Annotated in this window: 29 protein-coding genes and 1 riboswitch; of the genes, 17 read left to right on the top strand and 12 right to left on the bottom strand. The window is 67.8% G+C overall.

The window, feature by feature from the left end; genetic code table 11:
• The first annotated feature begins 3 nt into the window (after positions 1 to 3).
• Entirely contained in the window at positions 4 to 927 is a 924-nt protein-coding gene (gene era / locus ACH46_RS13705) for a GTPase Era (RefSeq protein WP_062393422.1), read from the top strand.
• Here the strand turns inward: era and ACH46_RS13700 are convergent.
• A complete protein-coding gene (locus tag ACH46_RS13700; protein ID WP_062393421.1) occupies positions 924 to 1805 on the bottom strand; it encodes a hypothetical protein in 882 nt (293 codons plus the stop codon). The genes era and ACH46_RS13700 overlap by 4 nt on opposite strands.
• Before the next feature lie 86 nt (positions 1806 to 1891).
• Between ACH46_RS13700 and ACH46_RS13695 the strand changes: the two genes are divergently transcribed.
• From ACH46_RS13695 to ACH46_RS13685, 3 genes are read left to right on the top strand one after another with little or no spacing between them, the layout of a single operon-like run.
• Positions 1892 to 2722, top strand: a complete 831-nt coding sequence (locus tag ACH46_RS13695) for an alpha/beta fold hydrolase (RefSeq protein WP_062393420.1) — start codon at positions 1892 to 1894, stop codon at positions 2720 to 2722.
• A 51-nt stretch (positions 2723 to 2773) separates the two neighbouring features.
• Positions 2774 to 3565, top strand: coding sequence for a DNA repair protein RecO (recO, locus tag ACH46_RS13690; RefSeq protein ID WP_062393419.1), 792 nt, complete (start codon positions 2774 to 2776; stop codon positions 3563 to 3565).
• A gap of 13 nt (positions 3566 to 3578) precedes the next feature.
• Complete coding sequence (locus tag ACH46_RS13685; RefSeq protein WP_062393418.1) at positions 3579 to 4379, top strand: isoprenyl transferase; 801 nt, start codon at positions 3579 to 3581, stop codon at positions 4377 to 4379.
• A 7-nt stretch (positions 4380 to 4386) separates the two neighbouring features.
• On the opposite strand, the gene ACH46_RS13680 is transcribed toward ACH46_RS13685, so the two are convergent.
• From ACH46_RS13680 to ACH46_RS13665, 5 genes are all read right to left on the bottom strand, one after another.
• Positions 4387 to 5121, bottom strand: a complete 735-nt coding sequence (locus tag ACH46_RS13680; RefSeq protein ID WP_062393417.1) for a Clp protease N-terminal domain-containing protein — start codon at positions 5119 to 5121, stop codon at positions 4387 to 4389.
• Positions 5122 to 5253: 132 nt separating this feature from the next.
• Complete coding sequence (locus ACH46_RS21495; protein ID WP_062393416.1) at positions 5254 to 5577, bottom strand: hypothetical protein; 324 nt, start codon at positions 5575 to 5577, stop codon at positions 5254 to 5256.
• 76 nt (positions 5578 to 5653) lie between these two features.
• Complete coding sequence (locus ACH46_RS21490; RefSeq protein WP_193392906.1) at positions 5654 to 6145, bottom strand: hypothetical protein; 492 nt, start codon at positions 6143 to 6145, stop codon at positions 5654 to 5656.
• A 182-nt stretch (positions 6146 to 6327) separates the two neighbouring features.
• Positions 6328 to 6738 carry a Fur family transcriptional regulator gene (locus tag ACH46_RS13670; protein WP_062393415.1) on the bottom strand — a complete coding sequence of 137 codons (411 nt, stop codon included), beginning with the start codon at positions 6736 to 6738 and terminating at the stop codon, positions 6328 to 6330.
• Entirely contained in the window at positions 6735 to 7070 is a 336-nt protein-coding gene (locus ACH46_RS13665) for an ArsR/SmtB family transcription factor (RefSeq protein WP_062393414.1), read from the bottom strand. Before ACH46_RS13665 ends, ACH46_RS13670 begins: the two co-directional genes overlap by 4 nt.
• Before the next feature lie 89 nt (positions 7071 to 7159).
• Between ACH46_RS13665 and ACH46_RS13660 the strand changes: the two genes are divergently transcribed.
• Positions 7160 to 7606 (top strand): nitroreductase family deazaflavin-dependent oxidoreductase, encoded by a 447-nt coding sequence (locus ACH46_RS13660; RefSeq protein ID WP_062393413.1) that lies wholly within the window; start codon positions 7160 to 7162, stop codon positions 7604 to 7606.
• Between the two features lie 137 nt (positions 7607 to 7743).
• Positions 7744 to 9135 carry a glycine--tRNA ligase gene (locus tag ACH46_RS13655; RefSeq protein WP_062393412.1) on the top strand — a complete coding sequence of 464 codons (1392 nt, stop codon included), beginning with the start codon at positions 7744 to 7746 and terminating at the stop codon, positions 9133 to 9135.
• A 65-nt stretch (positions 9136 to 9200) separates the two neighbouring features.
• Here ACH46_RS13655 and ACH46_RS13650 read toward each other — a convergent pair whose 3' ends face one another.
• Positions 9201 to 9740 carry a maltokinase N-terminal cap-like domain-containing protein gene (locus tag ACH46_RS13650; protein ID WP_062393411.1) on the bottom strand — a complete coding sequence of 180 codons (540 nt, stop codon included), beginning with the start codon at positions 9738 to 9740 and terminating at the stop codon, positions 9201 to 9203.
• Positions 9741 to 9829: 89 nt separating this feature from the next.
• Here ACH46_RS13650 and ACH46_RS21485 point away from each other — a divergent pair, with 89 nt between their 5' ends.
• From ACH46_RS21485 to ACH46_RS13635, 4 genes are all read left to right on the top strand, one after another.
• On the top strand, positions 9830 to 9988 hold the full coding sequence (locus ACH46_RS21485) for a hypothetical protein (RefSeq protein ID WP_193392905.1): 159 nt from the start codon (positions 9830 to 9832) through the stop codon (positions 9986 to 9988).
• A 31-nt stretch (positions 9989 to 10019) separates the two neighbouring features.
• Positions 10020 to 10198, top strand: a riboswitch (cobalamin riboswitch).
• Positions 10199 to 10256: 58 nt separating this feature from the next.
• A complete protein-coding gene (locus ACH46_RS13645) occupies positions 10257 to 11294 on the top strand; it encodes an ABC transporter substrate-binding protein (protein WP_062393410.1) in 1038 nt (345 codons plus the stop codon).
• A gap of 5 nt (positions 11295 to 11299) precedes the next feature.
• Positions 11300 to 12319, top strand: a complete 1020-nt coding sequence (locus tag ACH46_RS13640) for a FecCD family ABC transporter permease (RefSeq protein ID WP_417935303.1) — start codon at positions 11300 to 11302, stop codon at positions 12317 to 12319.
• Positions 12316 to 13089 carry an ABC transporter ATP-binding protein gene (locus tag ACH46_RS13635; protein WP_062393409.1) on the top strand — a complete coding sequence of 258 codons (774 nt, stop codon included), beginning with the start codon at positions 12316 to 12318 and terminating at the stop codon, positions 13087 to 13089. The genes ACH46_RS13640 and ACH46_RS13635 overlap by 4 nt, the downstream gene beginning before the upstream one ends.
• Here ACH46_RS13635 and ACH46_RS13630 read toward each other — a convergent pair.
• Positions 13080 to 13715: a pyridoxamine 5'-phosphate oxidase family protein gene (locus ACH46_RS13630; protein ID WP_062393408.1), complete on the bottom strand. Its 636-nt coding sequence runs from the start codon at positions 13713 to 13715 to the stop codon at positions 13080 to 13082. The two genes, ACH46_RS13635 and ACH46_RS13630, sit on opposite strands and share 10 nt — an antisense overlap.
• A gap of 140 nt (positions 13716 to 13855) precedes the next feature.
• Between ACH46_RS13630 and ACH46_RS13625 the strand changes: the two genes are divergently transcribed.
• The gene (locus ACH46_RS13625) at positions 13856 to 15259 is read left to right on the top strand and encodes a WS/DGAT/MGAT family O-acyltransferase (protein ID WP_062393407.1); all 1404 of its coding nucleotides are present in this window, start codon (positions 13856 to 13858) and stop codon (positions 15257 to 15259) included.
• A 146-nt stretch (positions 15260 to 15405) separates the two neighbouring features.
• Here ACH46_RS13625 and ACH46_RS13620 read toward each other — a convergent pair whose 3' ends face one another.
• The gene (locus tag ACH46_RS13620; RefSeq protein ID WP_062393406.1) at positions 15406 to 16308 is read right to left on the bottom strand and encodes an alpha/beta fold hydrolase; all 903 of its coding nucleotides are present in this window, start codon (positions 16306 to 16308) and stop codon (positions 15406 to 15408) included.
• A 243-nt stretch (positions 16309 to 16551) separates the two neighbouring features.
• Between ACH46_RS13620 and ACH46_RS13615 the strand changes: the two genes are divergently transcribed.
• The 6 genes from ACH46_RS13615 to ACH46_RS13590 all read left to right on the top strand — a co-directional run bounded on the left by ACH46_RS13615 (position 16552) and on the right by ACH46_RS13590 (position 20990).
• Entirely contained in the window at positions 16552 to 16863 is a 312-nt protein-coding gene (locus ACH46_RS13615) for a GlsB/YeaQ/YmgE family stress response membrane protein (RefSeq protein WP_062393405.1), read from the top strand.
• A gap of 203 nt (positions 16864 to 17066) precedes the next feature.
• A complete protein-coding gene (locus tag ACH46_RS13610; protein WP_062393404.1) occupies positions 17067 to 17804 on the top strand; it encodes a hypothetical protein in 738 nt (245 codons plus the stop codon).
• 288 nt (positions 17805 to 18092) lie between these two features.
• Positions 18093 to 18581 (top strand): cold-shock protein, encoded by a 489-nt coding sequence (locus ACH46_RS13605; protein ID WP_062395411.1) that lies wholly within the window; start codon positions 18093 to 18095, stop codon positions 18579 to 18581.
• 42 nt (positions 18582 to 18623) lie between these two features.
• Entirely contained in the window at positions 18624 to 19883 is a 1260-nt protein-coding gene (locus ACH46_RS13600; protein WP_062395409.1) for a deoxyguanosinetriphosphate triphosphohydrolase, read from the top strand.
• Positions 19884 to 20015: 132 nt separating this feature from the next.
• Positions 20016 to 20630 carry a hypothetical protein gene (locus ACH46_RS21330; RefSeq protein WP_157851057.1) on the top strand — a complete coding sequence of 205 codons (615 nt, stop codon included), beginning with the start codon at positions 20016 to 20018 and terminating at the stop codon, positions 20628 to 20630.
• 111 nt (positions 20631 to 20741) lie between these two features.
• Positions 20742 to 20990, top strand: a complete 249-nt coding sequence (locus tag ACH46_RS13590) for a (4Fe-4S)-binding protein (protein ID WP_062393402.1) — start codon at positions 20742 to 20744, stop codon at positions 20988 to 20990.
• Between the two features lies 1 nt (position 20991).
• Here ACH46_RS13590 and ACH46_RS13585 read toward each other — a convergent pair whose 3' ends face one another.
• From ACH46_RS13585 to ACH46_RS13575, 3 genes are all read right to left on the bottom strand, one after another.
• Positions 20992 to 22152 carry an MFS transporter gene (locus ACH46_RS13585; RefSeq protein ID WP_062393401.1) on the bottom strand — a complete coding sequence of 387 codons (1161 nt, stop codon included), beginning with the start codon at positions 22150 to 22152 and terminating at the stop codon, positions 20992 to 20994.
• Between the two features lie 74 nt (positions 22153 to 22226).
• Entirely contained in the window at positions 22227 to 22943 is a 717-nt protein-coding gene (locus tag ACH46_RS13580; RefSeq protein ID WP_062393400.1) for a hypothetical protein, read from the bottom strand.
• A 111-nt stretch (positions 22944 to 23054) separates the two neighbouring features.
• The gene (locus tag ACH46_RS13575; protein WP_062393399.1) at positions 23055 to 26417 is read right to left on the bottom strand and encodes a DEAD/DEAH box helicase; all 3363 of its coding nucleotides are present in this window, start codon (positions 26415 to 26417) and stop codon (positions 23055 to 23057) included.
• Positions 26418 to 26609: the final 192 nt, after the last annotated feature.

Raw genomic sequence — 26609 nt, 5'->3', positions numbered from 1 at the left:
CCCGTGACCAAGACCGCTGACACCAACCGCGACGGTACCTTCCGCTCCGGCTTCGTGTGCTTCGTCGGGCGACCCAACACCGGCAAGTCGACGCTCACCAACGCCCTCGTCGGCGACAAGGTGGCCATCACCTCCAACCGGCCGCAGACCACCCGGCACACCATCCGCGGCATCGTCACCCGGCCCGACGCGCAGCTGATCCTGGTCGACACCCCCGGACTCCACAAGCCGCGCACCCTCCTCGGCAAACGCCTCAACGACCTGGTCCGCGAGACCTACTCCGAGGTCGACATCATCGGCGTCTGCATCCCGGCCGACGAGGCCATCGGCCCCGGCGACCGCCGGATCATCGAAGAGATCATGGCCACCACGCCGCGCACCCGCAAAGTCGGCATCGTCACCAAGATCGACCGCGTCGGCCACGACAAGGTGGTCGAGCAGCTGCTGGAACTGTCGAAGCTGATGGGGCCCGACGCCGAGGTGGTGCCGTGTTCGGCCAAGTCCGGCAAGCAGCTCGACGTCCTCGGCGACGTCCTGGTCTCCCTCTGCGAGGAGGGCCCCGCGTTCTACCCGGACGGCGAGCTCACCGACGAGCCCGAGCAGGTCCTGATGGCCGAGTTCATCCGCGAAGCCGCCCTCGAGGGCGTCCGCGACGAGCTGCCGCACTCGCTGGCCGTCGTCATCGAAGAGGTGATCCCGCGCGAGGACTCCGACATCGTCGACGTCCACGCCATCCTCTACGTGGAGCGCGACTCCCAGAAGGGCATCATCATCGGCCGCAAGGGCTCCCGCCTCAAGGAGGTCGGCACCACGGCCCGCGCGCAGATCGAACGCCTCCTCGGCACCCGCATCTATCTGGACCTGCACGTGAAGGTCGCCAAGGACTGGCAGCGCGACCCCAAGCAGTTGGGGCGGTTGGGCTTCTAGGTCAGCGCCACGCCCGTCACCTTCTCGCCCAGATCCACCACGACACGGTCGCCGGTCCCGTCGAGCGCGACCGCCCGGATGGTCCCGCCCAGATCGGAGACGTAGACGACGCCCGCTGCTGCGTCGACCGCGAGGCCGATGGCCTCCTGCAGGCCGCGCGCCAGGATCTCCGGTTCGGCGCCGGGCTGCCCGACCATCGGCAGCAGAGCTCGGTTGAGCGTGTTCCCGTTGGGTTCTGCGCCCCGGTCTGTCCAGTACAGGTGCCCGTCGGCGACGGCGAGGTCGATGGGTTCGGGCAGCGAGTCCCACAGCAGTTCCACGTCGGTCCGCGACTCGGGCGGTTGCCCGTCCGGCACGGCCAGACCGGCCCGGAAGATCCGGCCGCGCCCACCCTTCGACGGCCCCTTCTGCGTCCAGTAGAGATAGCCGTCCGCCACCGCGACGCCGACGCATTCGGCCATCCGGTCCGGCTCGGCGGGATTCACGATCAGGTCGGCGACGTCGCTCCCGTCGGGTCGGCACGACGACACCCGGCGCCCCTCGCGGTCGCCCCAGTACAGCCGCGTCCCGTCGGACACGAGCTGCTTGCCGGTGACGATGGTGCCGGACGGGAGGAGATCGCGGCGGCCTGAACCGTCGAGTCCGATCGCGTGGAGTCCGCCGTCGGCGGCGGAGTAGTCGTACTTGGCCTCGCCCTCGACGTCGGGCCGGATCGCGGGCTTGCCCATCGTCGTCCAATAGACGGTGTCGCCGACCACCGCGACGCCGTCGGGGCAGTAGGCGCCGTCGCGGCTGAGGATCGTGCGGACCGACCCGTCGTCGACGTCGATGGAGAGGATGCTGCGCGAGGCCAGGCCCAACGCGATCATTGCGGTCATGGGCACTCCTGTCGCCTGCGGGCGGTGAGATCTCGAGCGTAGTCCGATCACTCGACATCGGCGCGGATGTGCGCGACCATCGACAGATGGGGAGCGTAGAACTGGACGCCGGGACCATCGACTACCTCGACACGGGAGGTGACGGTCCGGTGCTCCTGTTCGGGCACGGGCTCCTGATGAACCGGACGCAGTGGCGACGGGTGATCCCGCTGCTCGACGATTATCGTTGCATCGCTCCCACCTGGCCGCTCGGTGCGCAACGCCAGGCGATGAACCCGTCCGCCGACCTCAGTCACGCCGGACAATGCCAGATCATCGCCGACTTCATGGAGGCGCTCGACCTGCACGATGTGACCCTGATCCTCAACGACTGGGGCGGCGGCCAGTTCCTCGTCTCCGAGGGTCGCGACGAACGGCTCGGCCGGATGGTGCTCGCGTCGTGCGAGGCGTACGACAACTTCCCGCCCAAGTCCGCTCGCCCCGCCGCCGCGCTCTGCCGCATCCCCGGCGGGACCTGGCTGCTCACCCGGCTGACGCAGCTGTCCCTGTTCCGGCACGGCAAGCCCGCGTACGGCGGCCTGCTGAACGGGCGGATCCCGGACGCCGTGATGGACGACTGGTTCAGTCACGCCTTCGACGACGCCGACATCCGCCGCGATCTCCGGAAGTTCGTGACCGGCACGCCGTCGTCGGACGTGCTGCTGGATTGGCATCGACAGGTGGTCTCGTTCGATCGGCCGGTCCTGCTGCTGTGGGCCACCGACGACCGGTTGATGCCGGTGGAGCATGCGCGGCAGATGGTCGACGAGTTCCCGAACGCGACGCTCGTGGAGATCGCCGACTCCGGAACGCTGATTCCCGAAGACCAGCCGGAACGGTTCGCCGAGGAGCTCCGGGCGTTCGTCGGTGCATCCTGACTCCCCGCGTGCCCGCTGGGAGTTGTCGGCACCCGGTGACACAATGGGTCGGTGAGGTTCTATCAGGATGAAGCGGTGGTGCTGCGCCAGCACAAGCTGGGCGAGGCCGACCGCATCATCACCTTCCTCACCGCCGAGCACGGCCTGGTCCGCGCCGTCGCGAAGGGTGTTCGTCGGACCCGCTCCAAGTTCGGCGCGCGACTCGAACCGTTCGCACACGTCGACGTCCACTTCTATCCCGGCCGCAACCTCGACATCATCACGCAGGTCTACAGCCTGCACGCGTTCAGCGACGCGATCGTCGCCGACTACGGCCGGTACACCACCGCGTGCGCCGTCCTCGAGACCGCCGAACGTCTGGCCGGCGAGGAACGCGCGCCCGCGCAGCATCTGCACCGGTTGACCGTCGGCGCCCTCGAAGCGCTCGCCGAGAACCGCCGCGACCGCCAGTTGATCCTCGACGCCTTCCTGCTGCGCGCCATGTCGTCGGCCGGCTGGATGCCCGCGCTCACGGTGTGCGCGCGCTGCGCGCAGCCCGGGCCGCACCGCGCGTTCCACGTCGCCGCCGGCGGTGCAGTCTGCGTGCACTGTCGTCCCGCGGGCGCGGCGACCCCGTCGCTCGGCGTGCTGGATCTGATGGAGTCGCTGGCGCGCGGGGAGTGGGATGCGGTCGCCGCCGCCACCGACTCCCAGCGCAGGCAGGCCACCGGCCTCACCGCCGCGCACCTCCAGTGGCATCTCGAGCGCCAGCTGCGCACCTTGCCGCTCATCGAACGGCAGGCGCCGCATAGGCTGATCGAGCGCCCGACCACCCCCGAACCCGCAGTCGTCGAGACCGCATGAAAGGCCGGAGCTGATGGCCCGTCTCATCCGCCGCGCGAAGTCCGCGCCCGCCCCCGTCGCGGTGCGGCCGCCGGATCCGCACCCGTCCGGCGCGACGCCGCCGGAGATCCCCGCCGAGCTGGTGCCCAAGCACATCGCGCTGGTCATGGACGGCAACGGTCGCTGGGCGCAGGAGCGTGGACTGCCGCGCACCGAGGGCCACAAGCGCGGCGAGGCCGTCCTGATGGACGCCGTCTGCGGCTGCATCGAGATGGGCGTGACCCACCTGTCGGCGTATGCCTTCTCGACGGAGAACTGGTCGCGCAGCCCCGAGGAGGTCAAGTTCCTCATGGGCTTCAATCGCGACGTCATCCACCGTCGCCGCGACGAGATGAACGAGATGGGCGTCCGCGTCCGCTGGGCCGGTCGTCGACCCAAGCTGTGGCGCAGCGTCATCAAGGAACTCGAGATCGCCGAGGAACTGACCAAGAACAACACGGTCATGACCCTCACCATGTGCGTCAACTACGGCGGTCGTGCGGAGATCGCCGACGCCGCCCGGGAGATCGCGCGACGCGCGGCCCGCGGCGAGATCGACCCCGACCGCATCACCGAGGCGAGCTTCGCCAAGTACCTCGACGAGCCGGACATGCCCGACGTCGACCTCTTCCTCCGCCCGTCCGGCGAGCAGCGGCTGTCGAACTTCCTGCTGTGGCAGAGCGCGTACGCCGAGATGGTCTACCAGGAGAAGCTGTTCCCCGACTTCGACCGCCGCGACCTCTGGGCCGCCTGCCTCGAATACGCCAAGCGCGACCGCCGGTTCGGCAGCGCTTAGCGCTTCACTAGTCCTCCTTCACCGTGTGGAACGAGGCGAGGATGTCGACCAGCTGAGCTTCGAATGCCTCGGGCGTGACGCCGGCGTCGCTCAGCGGACCGGTTCCGTTCTCCACCTCCAGCAGTGCCAGGACGATGTGCTCGGTCCCGATGTAGCTGTGCTCCAGGCGCAGCGCGTGCCGGAACGTCAGCTCCAGTGCCTTGCGTGCGCCGGCGTCGTAGGGGATCAGTTCGGGAGTCTCGGTCGGGGCCGGGAGTGATTTCTCGACGGCCTCGACCAGCGCATCACCGTCCGCGCCGAGCTTCGTCAGCAGGGTGACGCCGAGCGACTCGCGGTCGTCGAGCAGGCCGAGCAGCAGGTGCGCGGGCGTCACTTCGATGCTGCCGGTCGTCTTCGCGTGGTTGTGCGCGGCGGCCGCGACGTTGCGGGCCCGCGGGGTGAAGTTGTTGAAGCCCTGCGACGCGTCGAGGTCGCCGCCGGTCCCGGGGTCCTTCGGCGAGAACCGTTTCGCCACGGCTTGTTTGGTGACGCCCATGCTCGCGCCGATCTGGGTCCACGAGGCGCCGGTGCGGCGGGCCTGGTCGACGAAGTGGCCGATGAGATGGTCGGAGACCTCGCCCAGGTGGTCGGCGGCGAGCACCGCGTCGGAGAGCTGCTCCAGCGGATCGTCGTGCACCTTCTTGATGGCGGCGATGAGGTCGTCGAGTCGGACGGTGGGTGTGATGGGGGTGTTCTCAGACATGCGTCAACTGTAGGTTGACGCGAGACAATCGTCAACTATCGATTGACGATGGGATCGGCGTGCAGAGTTCGTCCCCGTGGCGCGACCTGTCGGACGTATTGCCCGGGGGTAGGCGTCACGGGGACGAAGATTTCAGTAGCCCTCGTCCGGGTAGATCTCCTGTGACCGTTTCAGTGCATCCAGTGACCGTCGATCGCGAAAACGGTGTCTGCCTTCGTTGGTGAATGCGCGGACGTCCTCGACGAACTCATCCCATTCGTCTTTGTGAATCACTTGGTGGTACGAGACTCGCATGGACTCCCATCCCTCGATCAACGCCTTGCGATCTCGGGTGTAATCGTTCTCTCGATCCTTCTCCTTCGAGTGGAATTTCGCACCGTCGCATTCGATCAACAACTTGCCGATCCGTAGGTCCGGGTGGCCTTCGTAGATCCGGTAATCGATCTTGGGTTGCACGACAACGTTGAATCCGAGCGCGCGGAGCCGGACCCTGGCGATGCTTTCGGTTCCGGACTGGGATCGGCCGTCGACCTTATCCGAGCAGCGCGTCGACAGTGGCTCCTCCGTAGGGCGCGATGTCTGCGCGCAACTCGTCCACGTGGACGCCGCGCAGGTTGAGGTACGAATCGCACACCGCGATCCAGTCCTCTGCGGTCATGCATCGCGCGGCGCACGCCAGTGCGTACACGACAGGATCGACTGCTGAGGTCGCCGGCAGTGGGCGACCTCGAAATGGGCGGCAGCCGATCAGGTCGCCCGGTCCGCGGAGCGCTTTGGTTCTTCGAATGTGGAGATCGGAATAGCCTGGTGGCACCCACAAGCCGTGCAGTCTGAGTGCTGAGACGCATCCGAGGACACCGCCCGCGCGCACTGCAGCCGCCACATCGGCGTTGTGAAGCCGCTCGGCGTACCAGGCGGATCGCAGTCGCTCCAGGTCGCCTGCGGCCTGCGCCCTCCTGATCGCCGCATCGTCCAGTCCCAGCGCCTTCAGTTCCGGTTTTCGATGTACGCCGAATTCGCCCATAATGCTTAGACGCTGCGCGCGCCGACCCGGTTCCACGACGCGCCGAGCGGCTGCGAAGTCTGTTGCGGCCGGGCCTGATCGGCAGCGCAAACTTCGTCCCCGTGAGACCGGCTGCCGGACATATTGCCCGACAGTGGGCGTCACGGGGACGAAGATTGCAGAGAGTTTGAAACGTTCGGGATTCAGCTCTTCGCCGAGCACTCCGCGCAGACGCCGAAGATCTCGACGGTGTGGGAGATGTCGGAGAAACCGTGCTCGGTGGCGACGGCGTCGGCCCAGCTCTCCACCTTGTCGGCCTTGATCTCCACGGTGGTGCCGCACGTGCGGCAGACCAGGTGGTGATGGTGATCGGTGGAGCAGTGGCGGTAGCGCGTCTCGCCGGAACCGTCCCAGATCGCGTCGATCTGGTTGCTCTCGGTCAGCGCTTGCAGGTTGCGGTACACGGTGGTCAGGCCGATGGACTCGCCGCGGTCGCGCAGGCGGTCGTGCAGTTGCTGCGCGGACAGGAAGTCCTTCGCGTCGGCGAGGAGGCTGGCGATCGCCGCGCGCTGCTTGGTGGACCGCTGCCCGACCACGGGCTTCTGTGCGGTCACGGCACGGCCGCCGTCTGATGCTCGGTGGCGTGAATGACGGCGTCGACGACGATGTGGGCCACGTGGTCGTCGGCGAGGGAGTACTCCACTTCGCGTCCCCGGCGACTGCCGAGCACCACGCCGCTCTTCTTCAACACGCTCAAGTGCTGGCTCACCTGCGGCTGGTTCAACTGGAGTTCGTCTACCAACTCGTGCACGCACATCGGACGGTCGCGCAGCGACATGACGATCGAGACCCGCGCCGGCGAAGCGAGCGCTCGCAGCAGGTCGCTGGCAGAACTGTGCGCCTGCCGATCGGCGATCAATGACGGTGACATCACCGCGTGGTCCATCGCTGCTCCTTCTCCCGAGATACCACCCCATCCTAAGGGAATTGGTTTTCATTTGCCTTCGTGCTGGACCGCCCGCGTACCGTGGAATCATGACCGGCATCGGTGCGAAGGCCCTGCGGACGCGATGGTTCGTCCGTTCGCCGATCCCGCTGTTCAAAGCGGGTCTGGGATTCCTCTTCGGCCGGCGACTCCTCCTGCTTCAGCACACCGGCAGGAAGTCGGGGGAGCCGCGCTATGTGGCGCTGGAGAAGGTCGACCGACCGGCGAAGGACCGCATCATCATCGCGTCGGGTTTCGGCGAGAAGGCGCAGTGGTATCGCAACCTGCAGACCGACCCGAACTGCCGAGTCTGGATCGGCTTCGACCGCGCCCGCCCGGCCACGGCGCGGACCTTGTCGAGGGAGGAGTCGGCGGAGGTCCTGCTCCGCTACCGGCACGACCACCCGAAGGCGTACGCCCAACTCGCCGGCGTGATCGAAGAGTCGACCGGGCTCGGGATCGACGACATCCCGTACGTCGAGCTCCAGCTCTCCTGATCCCAGCCTCTCCCGAGCTCGTTCGACGCGCCGCACACCACCGGCGCCGAACCGACTACCCTGTAGAACGACGTGCGCGACCACCGTCGCGCACTGCTCAACGTCCCAACCCCCTACGTCGTGGAGATCTGTAAACCGTGGCTGTCCAGTCCAATGTCGATGCTGTCGTCAACCTCGCCAAGCGGCGAGGCCTGGTGTACCCGTGCGGTGAGATCTACGGCGGTACCCGCTCCGCCTGGGACTACGGCCCCCTCGGCGTGGAGTTGAAGGACAACATCAAGCGTCAGTGGTGGCGCAGCATGGTCACCTCGCGCGACGACGTGGTGGGCCTGGACTCCTCGGTCATCCTGCCGCGCCGCGTGTGGGAGGCCTCCGGCCACGTCGAGGTCTTCACCGACCCGCTGGTCGAGTGCACCAACTGCCACAAGCGTCAGCGCCAGGACCACCTGCAGGAGGCCTACGCGCTGAAGAAGAAGATCGACGACCCGGACTCGGTGCAGATGTCGGACATCGTCTGCCCCGACTGCGGCACCAAGGGCCAGTGGACCGAACCCAAGGCGTTCTCGGGTCTCCTCAAGACCTTCCTCGGCCCGGTCGACGATCAGGAGGGCCTGCACTACCTCCGCCCGGAGACCGCGCAGGGCATCTTCGTCAACTTCAAGAACGTGCTGACCACCGCGCGTCGCAAGCCGCCGTTCGGCATCGCCCAGATCGGCAAGAGCTTCCGCAACGAGATCACGCCCGGCAACTTCATCTTCCGCACCCGCGAGTTCGAGCAGATGGAGATGGAGTTCTTCGTCAAGCCCGGCGAGGACGAGGAGTGGCACGAGTACTGGCTCGAGGCCCGCTACAACTGGTACGTCGATCTCGGCATCGACCCCGAGAACCTGCGCCGCTACGAGCACCCGGCCGAGAAGCTGTCGCACTACTCGAAGCGCACTGTCGATGTCGAGTACAAGTTCGGCTTCGGCGGCAACCCGTGGGGCGAGCTCGAGGGCGTCGCGAACCGCACCGACTACGACCTCAAGACGCACAGTGAGGCGTCGGGCGAGGACCTCATCTACTTCGATCAGGCCAGCGGTGAGAAGTACACGCCGTATGTGATCGAGCCCGCAGCCGGCCTCGGCCGGTCGATGATGGCCTTCCTCTGCGACGCCTACACCGAGGAGCAGGTGCCGAACGCCAAGGGCGGCACCGACACCCGCACCATGCTGAAGCTCGATCGCCGCCTCGCGCCGGTCAAGGCCGCGGTTCTGCCGCTCTCGCGCAACGAGAAGCTGTCGCCGAAGGCCCGCGACCTCGCCGCCGAGCTCCGCAAGCACTGGAACGTCGACTTCGATGACGCCCAGGGCATCGGCAAGCGCTACCGCCGCCAGGACGAGATCGGCACGCCGTTCTGCGTCACCGTCGACTTCGACACGCTCGACGACCAGGCCGTCACCATCCGTGAGCGCGACACCATGAGCCAGGAGCGCGTCGCCCTCGACAAGGTTGTCGAGTACCTCGGCGGCAAGCTGATCGGCTGCTGACCGCAACGACTCGAAACCCCCGCAACGGTTCGTCAGAACGGTTGCGGGGGTTCGTCGTCTGAGTGCTACCGCAGCGCGGCGACGATCCCTTCGCCGCCGTCCCACGACGCGATCAGGCGGGCGCTGCCGGAGACGGGGGAGCTGAGGTCGTCGCTGAAGGCGAGGGCCTGCGTCGCGGCGTCGCCCTCCACGCGGAGTCGGATCGGGTTGTCGCGCGGGACCACGGTGCCGTCGGCCATCCGGACCTCGAGGGACGCCTGCGGCTGCTCGCCGCGCAGCGCCCGGGTGTAGCAGTCGACGGCGACGGGGTCGGCGGCCGCCTCGTACACCCAGCGGTCGCCGAGGACCGAGTGCTTCATCGTCGCGATGAGGTACTCGTCGGCGCCCGGCAGCGGGGCCGCGCGATAGGTGACCGGGATGTGCAGCGGGCGACCGGCGCGCTCCACCAGCAGTCCCTCGACGCCCACTTCGCCGTCGGGGTCGTCGAACCGGTAGCCGCCGAGCATCTCGACCTCGCCGGCCTCGCCCCACGGGACGCTGTCGAGGTACTCGGTGACGAGTTCGAGTTTGGTCGGGGTGATCGTCGCCTGATGAAGCAGTGCCATGGGATGAGAGTCTACGACGCGGCCGCCCACCGAGGCTGATCTAATGGGCACCGAACCGCACCCGACACGCTCCACCGGAAGGACCGTCCGTGAATCCCAAACTCATCATGATCTTGAGCGGCGTGCTGATGATCATCGCCGCCGGAATGATGGTGGGCAAAGGAGAGTGGACGATGATGGCCGTCGTGCTGCCGATCTGGTTCGCGATCCTCGGCATCTGGTGGTACCGCGAACGCACCCGCGAGTAACCGGGCGGGATTCTCCTCGGCCGCGACCGCCGGATATGATGGCCCCGCCAGCGCACCCGATTCGTCGGGTAGGGAATCCGGTGGGAATCCGGGACTGACGCGCAGCGGTGAGAGCGACGCTCCGGGCACATGTCACTGGATTGCATCTGGGAAGACGTCCGACAGCGGTAGACCTCGAGTCCGAAGACCTGCTGGCTCGCGCGGGCCCAGAACCCCGCGGGATCGCAGACGAGCTTCGCGTTCTACAGCTCGCGGCCCGAAGGACACCATGCAGTACCACTCTCGCCGTGCGCTGATCGGCGCCGCGGCTCTCTCCAGTTCCATCGCCCTGCTCGTCGGCTGCGGATCGGCCGACGACCCGTCCACCACCCCGGCCGTCGCCGGCTACCCGGTATCGCTGGTCGACTGCGGCCAGACGGTCACCGTGGACGCGCCGCCCCGGCGCATCGTCTCCCTGAACCAGGGGACCACCGAAGCGCTGCTGTCGCTGGGACTCGGCGATCGGATGGCGGGCACCGCCACATGGACCGACCCGATCCTGCCGTCGCTCGCGGCCGAGAACGCGAAGGTCAAGCGCATCTCCGACGACTGGCCGTCGTTCGAGTCGGTGCTCGCCGAAGAGCCGGACCTGGTGACCGCCTCGTTCACGTCCACTTTCGACAAGGGCGGCACCGCGCCCCGCGCACGCTTCACCGAGCTCGGCGTCCCCACCTACCTAGCGCCCTCTGACTGTGAGGGGAAGCAGTCCGACACCGGCGGCGACGGGACCCGCACCTCCGCGTTCACGATGGACCTGGTCTACAAGGAGATCACGCAGCTCGGAGCCCTGACCGGAACCGCGGACCGTGCCGCCGAGGTCGTCGCCGGACTGAAGGAACGCATCAGGGCAGCGGCCGCCTCGACGCACGCGCAGGGCACCACTGTCCTGTACTGGTTCTCGGACTCGGAGTCGCCGTACATCGCGGGTTGCTGCGGTGCGCCCGGCGTCATCACCCGCGAGCTCGGCCTCACCAACGTCTTCGACGACACGCACGCCGAATGGCCGCAGATCAGTTGGGAGGAGGTCGCCGCCCGCAACCCGCAGGTCCTGGTGATCGGCGACCTGACGCGGGACATCCAGTCCGGTGAGTCGGCGCGCACGAAGATCGCGTTCCTGGAGTCCAACCCGGTCACCCGGGAAATGGATGCGGTGAAGAACAAGCGGTACATCATCGCGGCCGGCGCGGAGCTGAACCCGTCGCTGCGCACCGCCTACGGGGTCGAGAACGTGGCCGACGGGTTGACGAAGCTCGGTTTGAGCAAGTGACGGTGATCCGGACGCGGCCCGCCGCAGTCGCCGGGCTCTGGCTCGGCGGTCTGCTGCTGCTCTTGCTGTCGATCGGCTTCGCGATCACCATCGGGCCGTCGAGCCTGGGACTGTCGGACGTGGTGCGGTCGGTGCGGGCCGAGGTGTTCGGCGGCGATTCGGGGCTGTCGAAACTGCATGAGTCGATCATCTGGCGACTGCGCCTGCCGCAGTCGGTGCTGGCCGCCGTTTGCGGCGCCGGACTCGCGGTGTGCGGTGGCGTCCTGCAGTCGCTGCTGCGCAATCCACTCGCCGACCCGTTCGTCCTCGGAGTCTCGTCGGGAGCATCGGTGGGCGCGGTGTCGGTGATCCTCCTCGGCGTGGGTGCCGGTGTCATCGGCATGGCGGGCGGCGCCTTCCTCGGTGCGGTCGCCGCCTTCGCCGTGGTGCTGGTGCTGGCCCGGCTCGCGGGCGGCACCACCGATCGCGTCGTGCTCGCGGGCATCGCGGCCACCCAACTGTTCTCGGCGCTGACCTCGTTCATCGTGTACTCGTCGGCCGACGCCGAACAGACGCGCAGCGTGCTGTTCTGGTTGCTCGGCTCGCTGTCGTCGCCGTCGTGGACGGAGGTGGCCGTCTGCGGTGCGGCGACGGCGATCGGGCTCGTGGTGTGCGTCCTGACCGCGGGGGCGCTCGACGCGTTCTCGTTCGGGAACGACGCGGCCGCGGCCCTCGGCATCGACGTCACCCGCATCCGGCTGGTCCTGCTGACGGTCACCGCGCTGATGACGGCGGTCATCGTCAGCGTGTCCGGCGCGATCGGGTTCGTCGGCCTGGTGCTGCCGCACGCGGCCCGGGCGGTGGTCGGCGTGCGGCATCGGGTCATGATGCCGACGCTGGCGATCATGGGAGCGCTGTTCCTGGTGTGGGCGGATGTCGTGGGGCGCGTGGTGATCGCGCCGCGCGAACTCCCGATCGGCGTGATCACCGCGATCGTCGGCGTGCCGATGTTCGTGCTGGTCCTCATCAGGCAGGGGCGTCGATGAACCTGCAGGCGTGCGAGGTCGGCTGGGACCTGGGGCGACGGACCATCCTGTCGGGGGTGAACATCGACGTGGCGCCCGGTGAGATCGTCGGGCTGATCGGGCCGAACGGGTCGGGGAAGTCGTCGCTGCTGCGGCTCCTCGCCGGTCTGCGACGACCGACGCGGGGGACCGTGTCGCTCGACGGCGTCGCCATCGGTGCGCTGCCGCGGCGCGCCGTCGCACAACGCATCGCCGTCGTCGAACAGGCCGCGGTCACCGACCAGAACCCCACCGTTCTCGACGTGCTGGAACTGGGTCGGACGCCGCACCGGAGGTCGTGGAGCGCCGGATCCAGGCGGGACGCGGAGATCATCGGAGCCGTCTCCCGCGACACCGAGATCGAGAGTCTGCTCGACGCGCAGTACAACGCGTTGTCCGGCGGGGAACGACAGCGGGTGCAGATCGCGCGGGCCTTCGTGCAGGAACCGCGGGTCATGCTCCTCGACGAGCCGACCAATCACCTCGACATCAAGTATCAGCTGAGCCTGCTGGAACTGGTGTCCGCGCACGTCCGCCGGACCGACGCCTCGGCGGTCATCGCGCTGCACGACCTCAACCTCGCCGCCATGTTCTGCGACCGGGTCGTCGTCCTCGCCGACGGCCGGGTGATCGAGAACGGCACGCCCGACCGGACCATCACCGCGGAGACCGTCGACGCGGTGTTCGGGGTGCGGGCACGGATCGTGGAGGACGACGGCGTGTGGGTGCGGGTGGGGCGGCGTCAGCCCTGAGCCAGCTGCTTCTTCAGCGCCGCCACCTCGTCCTGCAGGGTGTGGATCTGATCGATGTACGGCTGCACGCGTTCGCGCACCTCCTCCTTCGTGTACTGCGGCACGATGCTGCGCCCGCAGTTCCAGTCGAAGGCCTCGATCTCGATCACCACGCTCCGCTCGCACTGCGCGGCGATCTGCCCGCCGTCCACCTGACGCAAGTGGTCGAGGAGATCGGGGTCGTCGGCGGCCTCGACGGTCGTCGCCCGGCCGAACGCCTTCATTCGACGACGGAGCGGGTAGTCGGCGACGAAGAGGGCGACGCGGTCGTCGTGGTTCATGTTGCCGACCGAGACGAACTGCTGGTTGCCGCGGAAATCGGCGAAGCCGAATCGGTTACCGCCGAGATGATGGACGAATCCGCGTGGGCCGCTGCGGTATTGCACGTACGGCCAGCCCGACGGCGTCACCGTCGACATGTGGAAGGCGAAGGCGGTGGTGAGCATTCGGATCTCCCGCTCGGTCACCTCCTGCGGTCCCTCGTCGGGAGAATCGATTCCCGCACCGTATCCGCGCGGGCCGCCCGAGTCGTATTCTCGGAGGAGAGAGGCGTCTCCGTAAACGATGTGCTGATACCGGGTTCCCACGGATTCCAGGGTAGTGAAAGCGCAGAACCCAAGGCTCGGTGGCGCTTTCGCGACGACGGTGATCACGCCGGAAATGTGACCTCCGCCAACCTCGCGCTGCAAACTAGAACAAGTTCTAATTCATGCGCTATCCTGCTCGTATGGAGAGATTGAGCGGCTTGGATGCGAGCTTTTTGTACTTGGAGTCCCCCTCGCAGCTGATGCACGTCTGCGCGGTGATGGTGTTGGATCCGGACACGATGCCGGGTGGATACTCGTATGCCACGCTGCGGTCGACGCTTGACGAGCGCGTGCGGAAGGTCCCGCAGTTCACCCGCAAGGTGCGCCGGGTTCCCCTGGACCTCGGCCACCCCGTCTGGGTACACGACGACCACTTCAGCGTCGACCACCATCTGCACCGCATGGCGCTGCCGCAGCCGGCCGGGCACGCCGAACTCATGGAGATGTGCGGACACCTCGCCGGACTGCCGATGGACCGCGGTCGCCCGCTGTGGGAGATGAACGTCATCGAGGGCTACCGCGACTCCGACGGTCGCGAGAAGCTCGTCGTCTTCACCAAGATGCATCACGCGACGGTCGACGGCGCGTCCGGTGCCAACCTCATCTCGTACCTCTGCAGCCTGGAGCCCGACGCTCCGCCGCTGGCGCTCGACGTCCTGGAGATGGACGGTCGCGACCCCGGTTCGCTGGAACTGTTCGGCCGCGGTGTTCTCAACACTCTCGCCCGGCCGCTGACCATCCCGAAGATGCTGGGGCCGTCGCTCGGACTCATCACCGAGACCATCGGACGCGCCCGCCACGGCACCGCGATGGCACCGCCGCTCACCGCGCCGCGGACGTCGTTCAACGGCACCATCACGGGCGACCGCGTCATCGCGACCGCAGACATGGATCTCGAGGACGTCAAGGCCGTGCGACGCGCCACCGGCGCCACCGTCAACGACATCGTCCTGTCGATCGCGGGCGGTGCCTTGCGCGAGTACCTCTCCGACCGCGACGAGCTGCCGGAGTCGTCGTTGCTGGCGACGGTGCCGGTGTCGGTGCGCGGGGAGTCCAAGCATGACGGCGGCGCCAATAAGGTCTCGGCGTTGTTCACCCACCTCGGCACCGACATCGCCGATCCGCTGGAGCGGCTCAAGGCGATGGCGGAGGAGAACAAGAACGCCAAGGAGCACCACAACGCGATCTCCGCGGACACCCTGCAGGACTGGGCCGAGTTCGCCGCGCCGCGCACCTTCGGTCTCGCCGTGCGTGCCTACGCCGGCATGCGGTTGGCCGAGAAGCATCCGGTGATCCACAACCTCGTCATCTCCAACGTGCCCGGCCCGCCCATCCCGCTGTACTTCGCGGGCGCCCGGATCGACGGCATGTACCCGCTGGGCCCCGTCTTCCACGGCGCAGGCCTCAACATCACGGTGCTGTCGAACAACGGCGTCATCCACGTCGGGATCATCGCCTGCGATCAGAGCGTTCGGAACCCCGACAAGCTGGTCGCCAAGTTCCCGAGCGAACTCGCGCACTTGAAGGCGGAAGTCGGGGCGTAAGCGCAGCCCCTCCACGGGGGTCGGGTAAGCGGACCCCCACGGGGACCGAGTAAGCGACGCCGCTCCATGCTGATCGAGTAAGCGCAGCGCATCGAGATCGCCGCGGGCTGGAACATCCAGTCCGCGGTGATCTCGCGTCTGAGGCGTCAGGCCTGCGTTCGGTCCTTCCACCGCGCGAGGACCTCGCTGCACGCCTGCGCCAGCACCGGCACGAACTTGTCGGCGTCCATCACGCAGCACGAGTGCCCCGCGTCCACCGTGTGCAGCGTGGCGCCGGGGATGCGCCGGGCCATCGCCATCTGGCGGGCGGGTGGGATCGCGCGGTCGTGCAGCGGCACGACGACGGCGGTCGGCACGTCGATCTGCCCGATCCACGGACGCGTGTGATGCCGACCGATGACGCCGACGGCCTTGCCGACGGCGATCGGGGAGGTGGAGCGGAACTCGCTGAGCGCCCACCGGTTGATGTCGACCGCGGGGTCCACCTGCGCCGCGTGCACCCGATCGGCGCGCTTGCGTGAGCCGAAGCCGGGGATCCGCGAGACGATGCTGTCCATCCCGTTGTGGAACGCGCGTTCGCTGGGGCGGCTCTGGAAGATGTCGGTGGACGCGCACAGCACCAGGCCGCCGACACGATCCGGATGCTGACGCCAGACACGTTGCGCCACCAGGGAACCCATCGAGAAGCCGGCGAACATCGCCTTCTCGATGCCGAGGACGTCGAGCAGGGCGACGGCGTCGTCGGCGCAGTCGCGGAGCGAGAACTCGTCGGACTTGATGCCGCGGCCGTGCCAGCGCTGGTCGAGCGTGATGACGCGGAACTTCTTCGCCAGGGTCGGGATGCTCGGGAACCACGTCAGCAGGCCCGTCGTGGTCAATGCGTGCAGAAGGACGATCGGCGGTGCGTCCGGCGTCGGACCCGGGGTGTCGGTGACGTAGGTGGTACCGCGGCCTGGGAGGTCCACCATGCGGCCGTCGGGGACGTCGACCTCCGGCAGTCGGATGCGCGACGGCAGCCTGGTGCCCAACTCGCTACGAACCTCAGTCATCGGTGACTCCTTTGCCCCGACCCCCGCCGGAAACTAGAACATGTTTCATTTGTCCTCACTATGCCACGAGATGCTTGCGTCGGCGCGATCGACTTGGGGATCGTGGCGCGATGTTGCGCACCACCGTGTCCGCTCTGTGGAGCTTCGATTGCGTCGCGGTAACGCATTCCGCCATCTGTTCAAATGACGACGCCGATAGTCGTAGTGTGAGGCGACCGACACAGCGGAGAAGGGGAGGGTTTCATGGATGTCACCATCGCGAGCGAGGTTCTCGCACGGTCGACGACGCTGACCAGCGTCGGCTGGATCGCGTACGTCGTGATCGGCGCCATTGCGGGATTCATCGCCGGGAAGATCGTGAAGGGCAGCGGTTCCGGCTTCTTCATGAACATCGTCATCGGCATCATCGGCGCCTTCCTCGGCGGGTTCATCTTGAGCTTCTGGTTCAACACTGCGGAGGGCGGCTGGTGGTTCACGCTGTTCACCGCGATCCTCGGTTCGGTGATCCTGCTGTGGATCGTCGGGAAGGTGAAGGGCAAATCCTCCGGTAATTGATGCTGGGGGAATTCGAAGGCGGCGGATCTCTGACGTAAGAGCAGAGGTCCGTCGCCGCTTTCGTGCCTCCGTCTCGGTGGAGTCGGTCGGCGTGTCGGTCTCAGGTTGGTCTCAGAAAGTGGTAACGCGCGAATCTCCAGACATACTCATACAAAACAACAGCAACAACTGTCACTTCAGTATGTCTATACCCGGAGGTTGTCTTGACCGGCAAGATTCGTCTCGCACTCGCATCCGTCGTCGCATCGGCCGCCCTGCTCGGCGGCGCGGTCGCACCGGCCGCCCAGGCCGCGCCCGCGGCTCCGACCGGTCAGGCGCTCGCCGCGAAGACCGCACTCGACAACATTAAGCCGACTGACGCAGCCGGCGTCATCGACGGCATCGCCGCAGCGAACGCGCTGTTGGAGAAACTGAAGATCACACCCTTCACGCCGACTCTCGGCGCGTGCACCGACTTCACCCTGGCGCCGGCCCTCGGGGGCGCGATGCCCGGTCCGAACACACCGCTGGTCGGCGATGTGACCATCGGTGGGATTGATCTGAATGCCGTGAAGAAGGGTGAGGTCCTCTACGGCTTCGTTCCGGTCGGCACCTTCGACGACACCGGCAGCAAGTCGGGCATGCAGGTGGCGTGGTTCAACGTCAACACCTTCCAAGGCAACATCGGTGAGCCGATGGACGGTCTCGCCGACACTCTGGTCAAGGCATTGACCAAGCGGATCGAGGAAGCGAAGATCCCGCTCCTCTCGGGACCGCTGGCGAAGGCAGCAGCCGAGAAGGCGCTGAAGCCGGTTCTCGATGCGCTCCCGTCGAACGGCGTCCGCGGTGGCCTGGTCGAGACCGGTTCCGGCACAGTTCTTTCCGCCATCTACGGCACCATCAAGAAGGGTGACGCCACCTGCTTCTTCTTCCCGTCGCTGGGTATCGCCACGACCAAGTAGCAGGCCTGAGGGACCCCGATTGGCCACCGTAGTTACCGGCTAGTAGAGTGTCTCGCCGGAGTAAACCTCCACTGTGCTTTCGGCCCCCGTTCGTGATCCGAGCGGGGGCCGAAGCCGTCTCTTCCGCACGCGCGATGGCCGTCGCTGCGGCCTCCTGATTGAAATTCCGATCACGACCAGGCATTTCAGGTGGGTCTGCCACGCCTGATGAGGCATAGTTGTGGACAGAGTTCGTCGCGCGGGCAAGGGGTTCGCGATGTGGGCGTGCTTGTAGAGAGAGAGTTTGTGGTGGCTGTCAGCGGCAAGGTTGTGCATTTCGATACCAACCGTGGTTTCGGATTCCTCGCGCCCTCGGAGGGCGGAGACGACGTCTTCCTGCACATCAACGACGTGGGTATCGACGAGAGCCTGCTCCGTCCGGGTGCCGAGGTCGAGTTCGAGGTGGAGGACACCGATCGGGGTTCCAAGGCCCTCAACGTCAAGGTGACCAAGGAGGCTCCGGAGGGCGAGTCGCCCGCCGCGGAGCGCGCGCATCGTCGCGACGACAGCCGCGGCCGCTTCGGCGACCGCCACGATCGTCACGACCGCCGCGACGATCGTCGTCGTGACGACCGCCGTGACGACCGCGGCCCGCGTCGCCCGCGCAGCGGCGGCCGCCTCTCGAACGAGATCACCGAACTCCTGCTCGACGCGGCCCCCGATCTGACCGCACGTCAGATCCTCGCGGTTCGCGCCGGCATCCTCGACCTCGCGTCGCAGCGCGGTTGGTCCGAATAGTTGACCGACTCCGATCGAGCCGCGGGCGACCCCGCGGTGGCGATGTACGACGCCCACGACACCGAACGGATGGTCGTCGAAGGGCAGAAGCTCGCCACCCGGGACAACCCGGAGGCCGATCACCGCAGTGACTTCTCCCGCGACCGCGCGCGTGTTCTGCACAGTGCGGCGCTCCGGAGGCTCGCTGACAAGACGCAGGTCGTCGGCCCCCGCGAGGGCGACAACCCGCGCACGCGTTTGACCCATTCGCTGGAAGTGGGCCAGATCGGTCGCGGCATCGCGATCGGTCTGGGCTGCGACCCCGACCTCGTCGAACTGGCGGGCCTGGCCCACGACATCGGGCACCCGCCGTACGGGCACAACGGGGAGCGCGCCCTGGAAGAGGTGGCGCGTGAGCACGGCGGATTCGAGGGCAACGCCCAGAACCTGCGCATCCTGACCTCGCTGGAACCGAAGATCCTCCATGCCGACGGCACCAGCGCCGGACTCAACCTGACCCGGGCCTCGCTCGACGCGACGCTGAAGTACCCGTGGTCGCGCAAGGCGCCCGGCACCAAGTACGGCGCCTACATCGAGGACGAGCCCGCGCTCGCGTGGGTGCGCGACGGCGCTCCCGAGGGGAAGCGGCCGCTGGAGACGCAGGTGATGGACTGGTCCGACGACGTCGCCTACTCCGTCCACGATCTGGAGGACGGTGTCATCGGTGGTCGAATCGATCTGCGGCAGCTGTCGTCGCCCGATGATCAACGAGCCCTCGCCGAACTCGGCATGCACTATTTCAGTGGCTTGACGTCCGAACCACTCGTCGACGCCGCCCAGCGTCTCTCGGCGATGGAGATCTTCGCGTCGCTCGGGGCGTTCGACGGCTCGCTCGACGCACACGTGCGGCTCAAGCGACTGACCAGCGAGCTGATCGGCCGGTTCGCGACCACCGCCGTCACCCATACCCGCGCTGTCGAAGGGCAACGACCGCTCCGTCGCTACGACGCCGACCTGTCGGTGCCCGACGACGTCGCCGCGGAAGTCGCCGTGTTGAAGACCCTCGCCCTGCGCTTCATCTTCTCCGACTCCCGCCACCGCGCCAAGCAGGACCGCCAGCGCGAGCGCATCCATCGCGTCGCCGAGATGCTCCTGGTCACCGCGCCGGGCGGGCTGGATCACATGTTCGCCGTCCGCTGGAAGCAGGCGACCGACGACGATGAGCGCATGCGCGTCGTCGTCGACCAGATCGCGTCGATGACCGAGGGGCGGCTGGAACGGCTCGACCGTTCCGGCGCCGACGTGCAGGCGACGCTGGGCTGACGAGGTCTATCGCTCGAACGATCGATACGAGGTCGTCGGTGCGAAGATTCTCCGGCGACGAACCCGTTTCAATCCTCGCCCGCCCCGTACGATCCGGCTCCGACGGCTGTGCCCGCGCCGAAGAATCGCATCGTGACGGTCATCGGCTGGGTGCTGCTGGCCTTCGGTGCGATCGGTGCGATCGCATCGATCCCCGCGGGAAGCGGCTTCGGTGGCGTCCTGATCGGACTGGCCTTCGCGTTCGCCGGGGCTGCAATCGTCTGGCGGTTCCTGACCTGGAAGATCGCGACACCGATCGCCGTGGTGCTGCTCTTCATCGGCGGCGCACTGTCACCGAAGCCCGCAGAGGAGCCGGTCGACAAGGTCACTCCGCTGCTCGCCACGACGGCGTCCACCTCGCAGCCGACAACCTCGACCACGACGTCGTCGAAGCGTCCCACCACGTCGAAGAGCACGACGACGTCCAAGCCCACGTCGACCACCACTCACACGGCGACGGTGACGAAGACCGTCGACGTCACAACCACGGGGCGTCCGGCGCCTGCGCCGCGCACGACGCACACTCCGCGCCCGGCCCCCGTGTACGAGACGCCGACCCCCGAGTACACGCCGCCCGCGTACACGCCTCCAGCGAACCCTGGTTCCAACGGTCGCACCGGTGCCATCTGCAACGATGGGACGCACGACTCACGGACTGGGCGAGGAGCGTGCTCGGGTCACAACGGCGTCGCGACCTGGTTGTACTGAGTCGACTGGATTTGCGTATGAAATCGTCGCTGGGAGGTACGAATCCATACGCAAGTCTTCGCGGGTCCCTATAGTCGGGGCACGCGCCCGCCTCGGGGGAAGGACACAGACATGGCTGAGTCGGAATCGATCAAGGAATACCCGGTGCCGGGCATCGTCGTCACGTGGGAGGCGACGCGCTGCCAGCACGCGCGCGAATGCGTCATGGGGCTGCCGGGCGTCTTCGACCCGAAGAAGCGGCCGTGGATCACTCCGGAAGAGGCGAGCGTCGAGGACCTCGTGACGGTGATCGACCGGTGCCCGAGCTATGCGCTCAGCTACCGCACCGACGACGGTCGCACGCGGACCGCGCCGAACTGACTTACCGTCCGTCGAGGACGCCGGTCCGCAGCTGGACGCCGCGGATCGCGGCCGACGCGACGGCCATCAGCGCCAGCACGATCATCGGCGCCACGATGCCGAACGACGGCGCCAGACCGCGGAGGACCAGCGGCAGCCCGAAGCCCAGATACGTTCCAACGTAGAACACGCCGATCGCCAGGCCGCGCTTCGCGGCGGGAGCATAGGTCTCGACGTCGAGCAGACCCTCGCGGAGGCAGAGGCCGTAGCCGCTGCCGAGCAGCACCGACGCGACGATGAACTGCAGCGGGCTCGGATCCGAACCGGCGACGGCCATCGTGATCAGCCCGGCGGCCACCAGGAGCGCGCCGCCGATACCGGCTCGCGGTCCCCACATGCTGCGGCGTGCGATCACCTGCGTCACCACACCCGACCCCAGCGACAGGACCGCGGCGACACCCGGCACCCACGGGCCGCTGAAGGCGGTCATCCGACCGGCCATCGTCACGATCGACAGGGTGATCGCCGAGAACACCCACAGCGACATCGGGATGCCGGTCCACAGGGCGCGAGCCAGGCTCCGGACGGTGCCGGAGTCGACGAGATGGTCGTCGTGCGTCACCGTGCGGCGGACGTTCGGGACGGTGAGCCCCGCGGCGACAGCCAACAGCGACATCACCACGGTCACGGTGAACGGCGCGAGGACCGCGACGCTGTCGGTGAACTGCGCGATCAACCCGGAGGCCAGCGGACCCGCCGCGAAACCGGACGTCAACACGGCGCCCGCGAACACGGTGCCGCGCTTGCCGCCCAGATCGGCGCACCACGCGGTGCCGGCACTGACGGCCAGACCGACGCCGAGACCGACGGCGAACCGCCCCACCAGCACGCCGGGCTCGGTGTGCCAGACCAGCATCAGCAGGTTGCCGAAGGCGGCACCCGCCGCGCCGGGTAGAACGATCGGCTTGCGACCGACGCGGTCGGAGATCCCGCCGCCCGTCAACAATCCGGGAAGCAGGCCGACGGCGTAGATCCCGAACGCGGCTTCGAGGGCGGCGTCGCTGATGCCGTTGCGGTCGTGCAGGACGGGCATCATCGCGACGAAGTGATTCGTCGCCCAGCCGACCGTGAACAGGACCGTGAGGACGATCCAGAGATGTCGGCGGTCCGTCGCGGTGGTCATCGAGTCCTCGGGTCGGCTGAGCGGTTGCTTACTCAGTGTCGCACCGAGGCGACGGCGGCGTTGTGCGTGGGCCGTCAGCGACCGTGCGGCGGCCGACTCGGCGGCGGAACGTCATACGGACGACCGGGGGTCGGGTACGGGCTCTGCTGGTATGGATACTGCTGGTACGGGTTCTGGGCAGGCGGGGGAGTCGGCGCCGGGCGACCGTAGCGCGGGTCCTGCGCCGGCTGTCCGGGCGGCGGGCCCTGTCGAGGCTGAGCGGGTCGCGGCACGGCCTGCTGCGCCGGCGGGTACGGGGCCTGCGGGTACTGGGTCTGCGGGTATTGGGATGGCGGGTACTGGGCCTGCTGCGCGGGCCGGTACTGTGGAGCAGCGGGCGCGGCGGCATTCTGAACGACCGGAGAGGCTGGCGTCTGCTGCGGCACACCGGGATACTCCGCCAGGTGCCTCGCCTTCTCCTGCTGCAGTTGTTCCTGCCGCGGATCCCGCTTCGCCCCGCGGACCTCGGTGACGCCGACCCAGGTCCCGCCGATCAGCAGCAACAACCCGCCGCCGATGCTCGACCAGCCGATGGTGCGATTGTGGCTGCGCTGCTCGTCGTACGTTCGGGTCTTGGAACCACCGCGGCCACGACGACCCGACTTGGTGGTGGTGCACGTGTCACCCGGCGACATCACCTTGCTGCTGCACGTCACATCCGAAGAGCTCACCTCCTGCACGCCGAAGATGAGTATTCCCGTCCCCAAGATCAGCCCGATCAGGATGTAGCCGATTCCCTTTACCTTCTTCATCAATGCGGACTGTATCGGAGAAAACCGCTGGTTACGTACTCGGAGAGTCGAGCCCTCGATCGGCTGAATGACCGCGGGAGTCGATCAAGGGCGGGGCGTCGGCCCGCGTCCTCAACTCAGCAATCCGCGGACGTCGTCGGCGGTGATCGCGCCGGAGAAGGCGGCACCGTCGTCGATCAGGGCGTCGAAGAGTTGCCGCTTGCGGTTCTGCAGATCGATGACCTTCTCCTCGATGGTGCCCGACGACACCATCCGGTACACGCTGACGGCGCGGTGCTGGCCGATGCGGTGCGCGCGGTCGACCGCCTGGTTCTCGGCGGCCGGATTCCACCACGGGTCGGTCATGAAGCAGTAGTCGGCGGCGGTCAGGTTGAGACCGAAGCCGCCGGCCTTCAAGCTGATCAGGAACACGCGGGTGGTGCCGTCTGTGAACTGCCCGATCTGCGCACCGCGCTTGCCGATCGGCGTGGAGCCGTCCAAGTAGCTGTAGGCGATCCTCTGGTCGTCGAGCGCCTTCGCCACCAACTTCAGGAAGCCGGTGAAGCTGCTGAACACCAGGGCGCTGTGCCCCTCGTCGATCAGGACGGGCAACTGCTCGGACAGGTACTCGATCTTCGCGGCCTTCACCGCGTCGTGCTCGTGATCGACGAGCCCGGGGTGCAGGCTCAACTGCCGCAGCCGGGTCAGTGCGCGAAGCACCTGGATGCGGTTGCCGTCGAAGTCGTCGAGCAGACCGAGGAGCTGCTGGCGGTCGCGCGCCAGATAGGTGTCGTAGATCTTGCGGTGCTTCGGCTCCAACTCGATCGGCAGCAGCTGCTCCTGCTTCTCGGGCAGGTCGACGAGGACCTGCCCCTTGGTGCGGCGCAGCATGATCGGGCGCAGGCGACGGCGCAGGACCTCCAGCCGTTCGGGCGCCTGACCGCTCTCGATCGGCTCCGCGAAATGGTCCTTGAACAGCTTCGGCGAGCTGTACAGGCCCGGCGCCACCACCGACACCAGCGACCACAGCTCCATCACCCGGTTCTCCATCGGGGTGCCGGTGATCGCGAGCTTGAACGGAGCGTCGAGCCGTCGTGCGGCCTGATACGTCTTCGAATTGTGGTTCTTCAGGAACTGCGCCTCGTCGAAGACGATGCCCGCCCAGTCGACGGCCGCGAAGGCGTCGTAGTCGATCCGCATCAGCGCGTACGAGGTGATGACGATCTGCGCGTCGTTGGCGCGTTCGGACAGTTTGGAGCCCATCCGCTTCTCGGTGGCCGACGCCGTGACGACGTTCAGGCCGGGCGTGAACCGCTTGGCCTCGGCCGCCCAGTTGGCGGTGACGCTGGTGGGTGCCACGACCAGGAAGCGGGCGTTCGGGGTGGCGTCGACGGTCCGCTGCATCAGTGCGAGCGTCTGGACGGTCTTGCCCAGACCCATGTCGTCGGCGAGGACGCCGCCGAGTCCGTTGTCCCACAGGAAGCTGAGCCAGTCGAGGCCGTCCTGCTGATACGGACGCAGGTCGGCGTGCAGACCCTCCGGCGGGACGACGGGGTGCGGCGGCTTCGCGGCCGCCAACTGCGCGATCCGCGCGCGCCACTCCTTGAGTTGCTCGTCGACCACGCCGAGCTCCAGCAGCTCGTCCCACAGGGAAGCGTTCAGGGTGTGCGTCTGGACGCGGTCGCCGTCGAGCTCACCGAGTTCGCGGGCCTCCTCCAGGCGGTCGCGGAGGGTCTGCAACTGGGCGATCTCGAGCGAGAAGTAGGTGCCGTCGTCGAGCACCATGTGCGTTTCACCGGAGGCGAGCGCGGAGATGATGGTGGTGATCGGGATCTTGTGGCCGTCGACGTCGAGGGTCACCTGGAGGTCGAACCAGTCGCTCTGCGCGTCGCCGGCGAAGCTCAGGACCGGCGGGGCCTGCGCGGGCCGGTAGTCGGGCGGGGTGCCTTCGAGTTCGACGCGGACGCGGCCCAGCTCGGTGATCTTCGGGAGCGTCTCGGCGCAGAGGATGGCGACCTCGAGCTCCGACAGCGGGGCGGTGATGGTCCGGTACTCGGGGATCGACTTGAATGCGTCGGGCACGGTGCAGCGCCCGCGGAGCTGCCGCAGGACCGAGTACATGCGGTTGAAACGGCGGTAGTCGGCGCGGAAGCTGGGCAGCTGCTTTTCCAAGCGAGCGGCCGCGGTCTCGACCCAGCGGTGACTGCTGCGCGCCACCATCTCCAGTTCGGGAGCCACCGAATCCCACATCGCCTGCTCGGTCCGCGCGGTGCGGAACCGGCCCGACAGCGGCCCCTGCGCCGGGAACTCGTGGAGCTCGCCGTCGGACTCGTAGCCGATGGACCACGCCGCCGCGGGCGCGTCGCCGGTCCGGATCCGCAGGATCGGGAACGGGCCGGTCAGCGACGAGGACGGGAAGGCGTCGGGGTCGACGACGATCGACCGGTCGGCGGTGATGGTCGGGAGGGCGGCCTGGAAGTCGGACAGCTCGTCGTCGCTCACCTCGAGGGGGACGCCGCTGACCAGCAGCATGGACTCGGTGGTCGTCAGGTGCGGGATGCGGCCCACGTAGAGGTCGTCGCCCACCTCCTGCGCTACGCCGTGGGCGCGCGGTCGCCCGATGGGGAACAGGGAACGTCGTGCGGCTTCCGGCAGCGGATCGCCATCGACCAGGACTTCCAGCGAGACGTGCACGCCTGCGCTCTGCCCGGACACGTGGAGTCGGGTGCTGAGGTGGTCGCCGTAGATCACGCGGCTGTGCTTGGCGGTGTTGCCGTTGAGAAAGGCGACGCCGGCGTCGTGCGCGTCGTCGAGCAGGTCCCAGACCTTCGGGGTGGCCAGGAGCAGCGACATGTCGTCGCGGACCGATGCGCTCGGGGTGTTGACGGCGAGGGAGGTGCCGAGGCGGGTGAGGACGTCGAGCGCCGCGGCGGGGTGGCGGTCGGCGACGGCACCGGACACCAGGTTCTTCCACATGAGGCGGGTCTTGACCCAGCGGCCCTGCTCGTTGACGGTGAGCGGGCGGATCGTGAGGTCGTCGGCGCCGCGACGGTTGCGGTGGATCGAGAACTGCAGTCCCAGTTGGAGTTCGGGCCCGTCGGGCTTCGCGGCCGCGGGCGCGGCGGACCTGGTGATCTCGTCCACCAGGGTTCGCCACCGCGACAGCGTCAGGGGAGAGGCCTCCTGCTTGGCCGGGGCCTCGGGATCACCGCCGCCGGTCGCCGCCATCACGAGGGCCGCGCAGTGCTTGCAACGGATCGCGACCGGGCAGGTGCAGCTGGCGGAGACGTGCTTGGTCTTCATGTCGACACGGACGCGGCAGTTGTACCGTTGCGCGCCCGACCCGCGGGAGACGCCCTTCAGCGTCGTGCCGTCCCACTCGATGTCCAGAATCATCCCCGTGGCGGCGTACGGCCGCGCGCGTTGCAGGGTCCGCGAGTCGAAGACGGCGAGTATCGCGTCTACCTGATCGGCGGTCCAGTCGGGGGTGGTCATCTCCTCCAGGGTAGTCGCGTCGGTGCGGTCGCCGCTTTTGCGGCGGTGACCGTCGATTGCTGGGAGGCGTCGCTGGGAGGTGGAATGCCTGGTCAATTGGGTGATCGAGACCGGTTTCGAAAAAACAGTCGAGCGCGCTTGTTTTTCGACTACGGTCGGCAGTGTTCCCACGAGAGCCACCGCTAGGAGATG

This window comes from Gordonia phthalatica, assembly GCF_001305675.1.
GTDB classification, from domain to species: domain Bacteria; phylum Actinomycetota; class Actinomycetes; order Mycobacteriales; family Mycobacteriaceae; genus Gordonia; species Gordonia phthalatica.
Note: the sequence above shows the minus strand (reverse complement) of the source record. Positions and strands in the feature narration are given on the sequence as shown.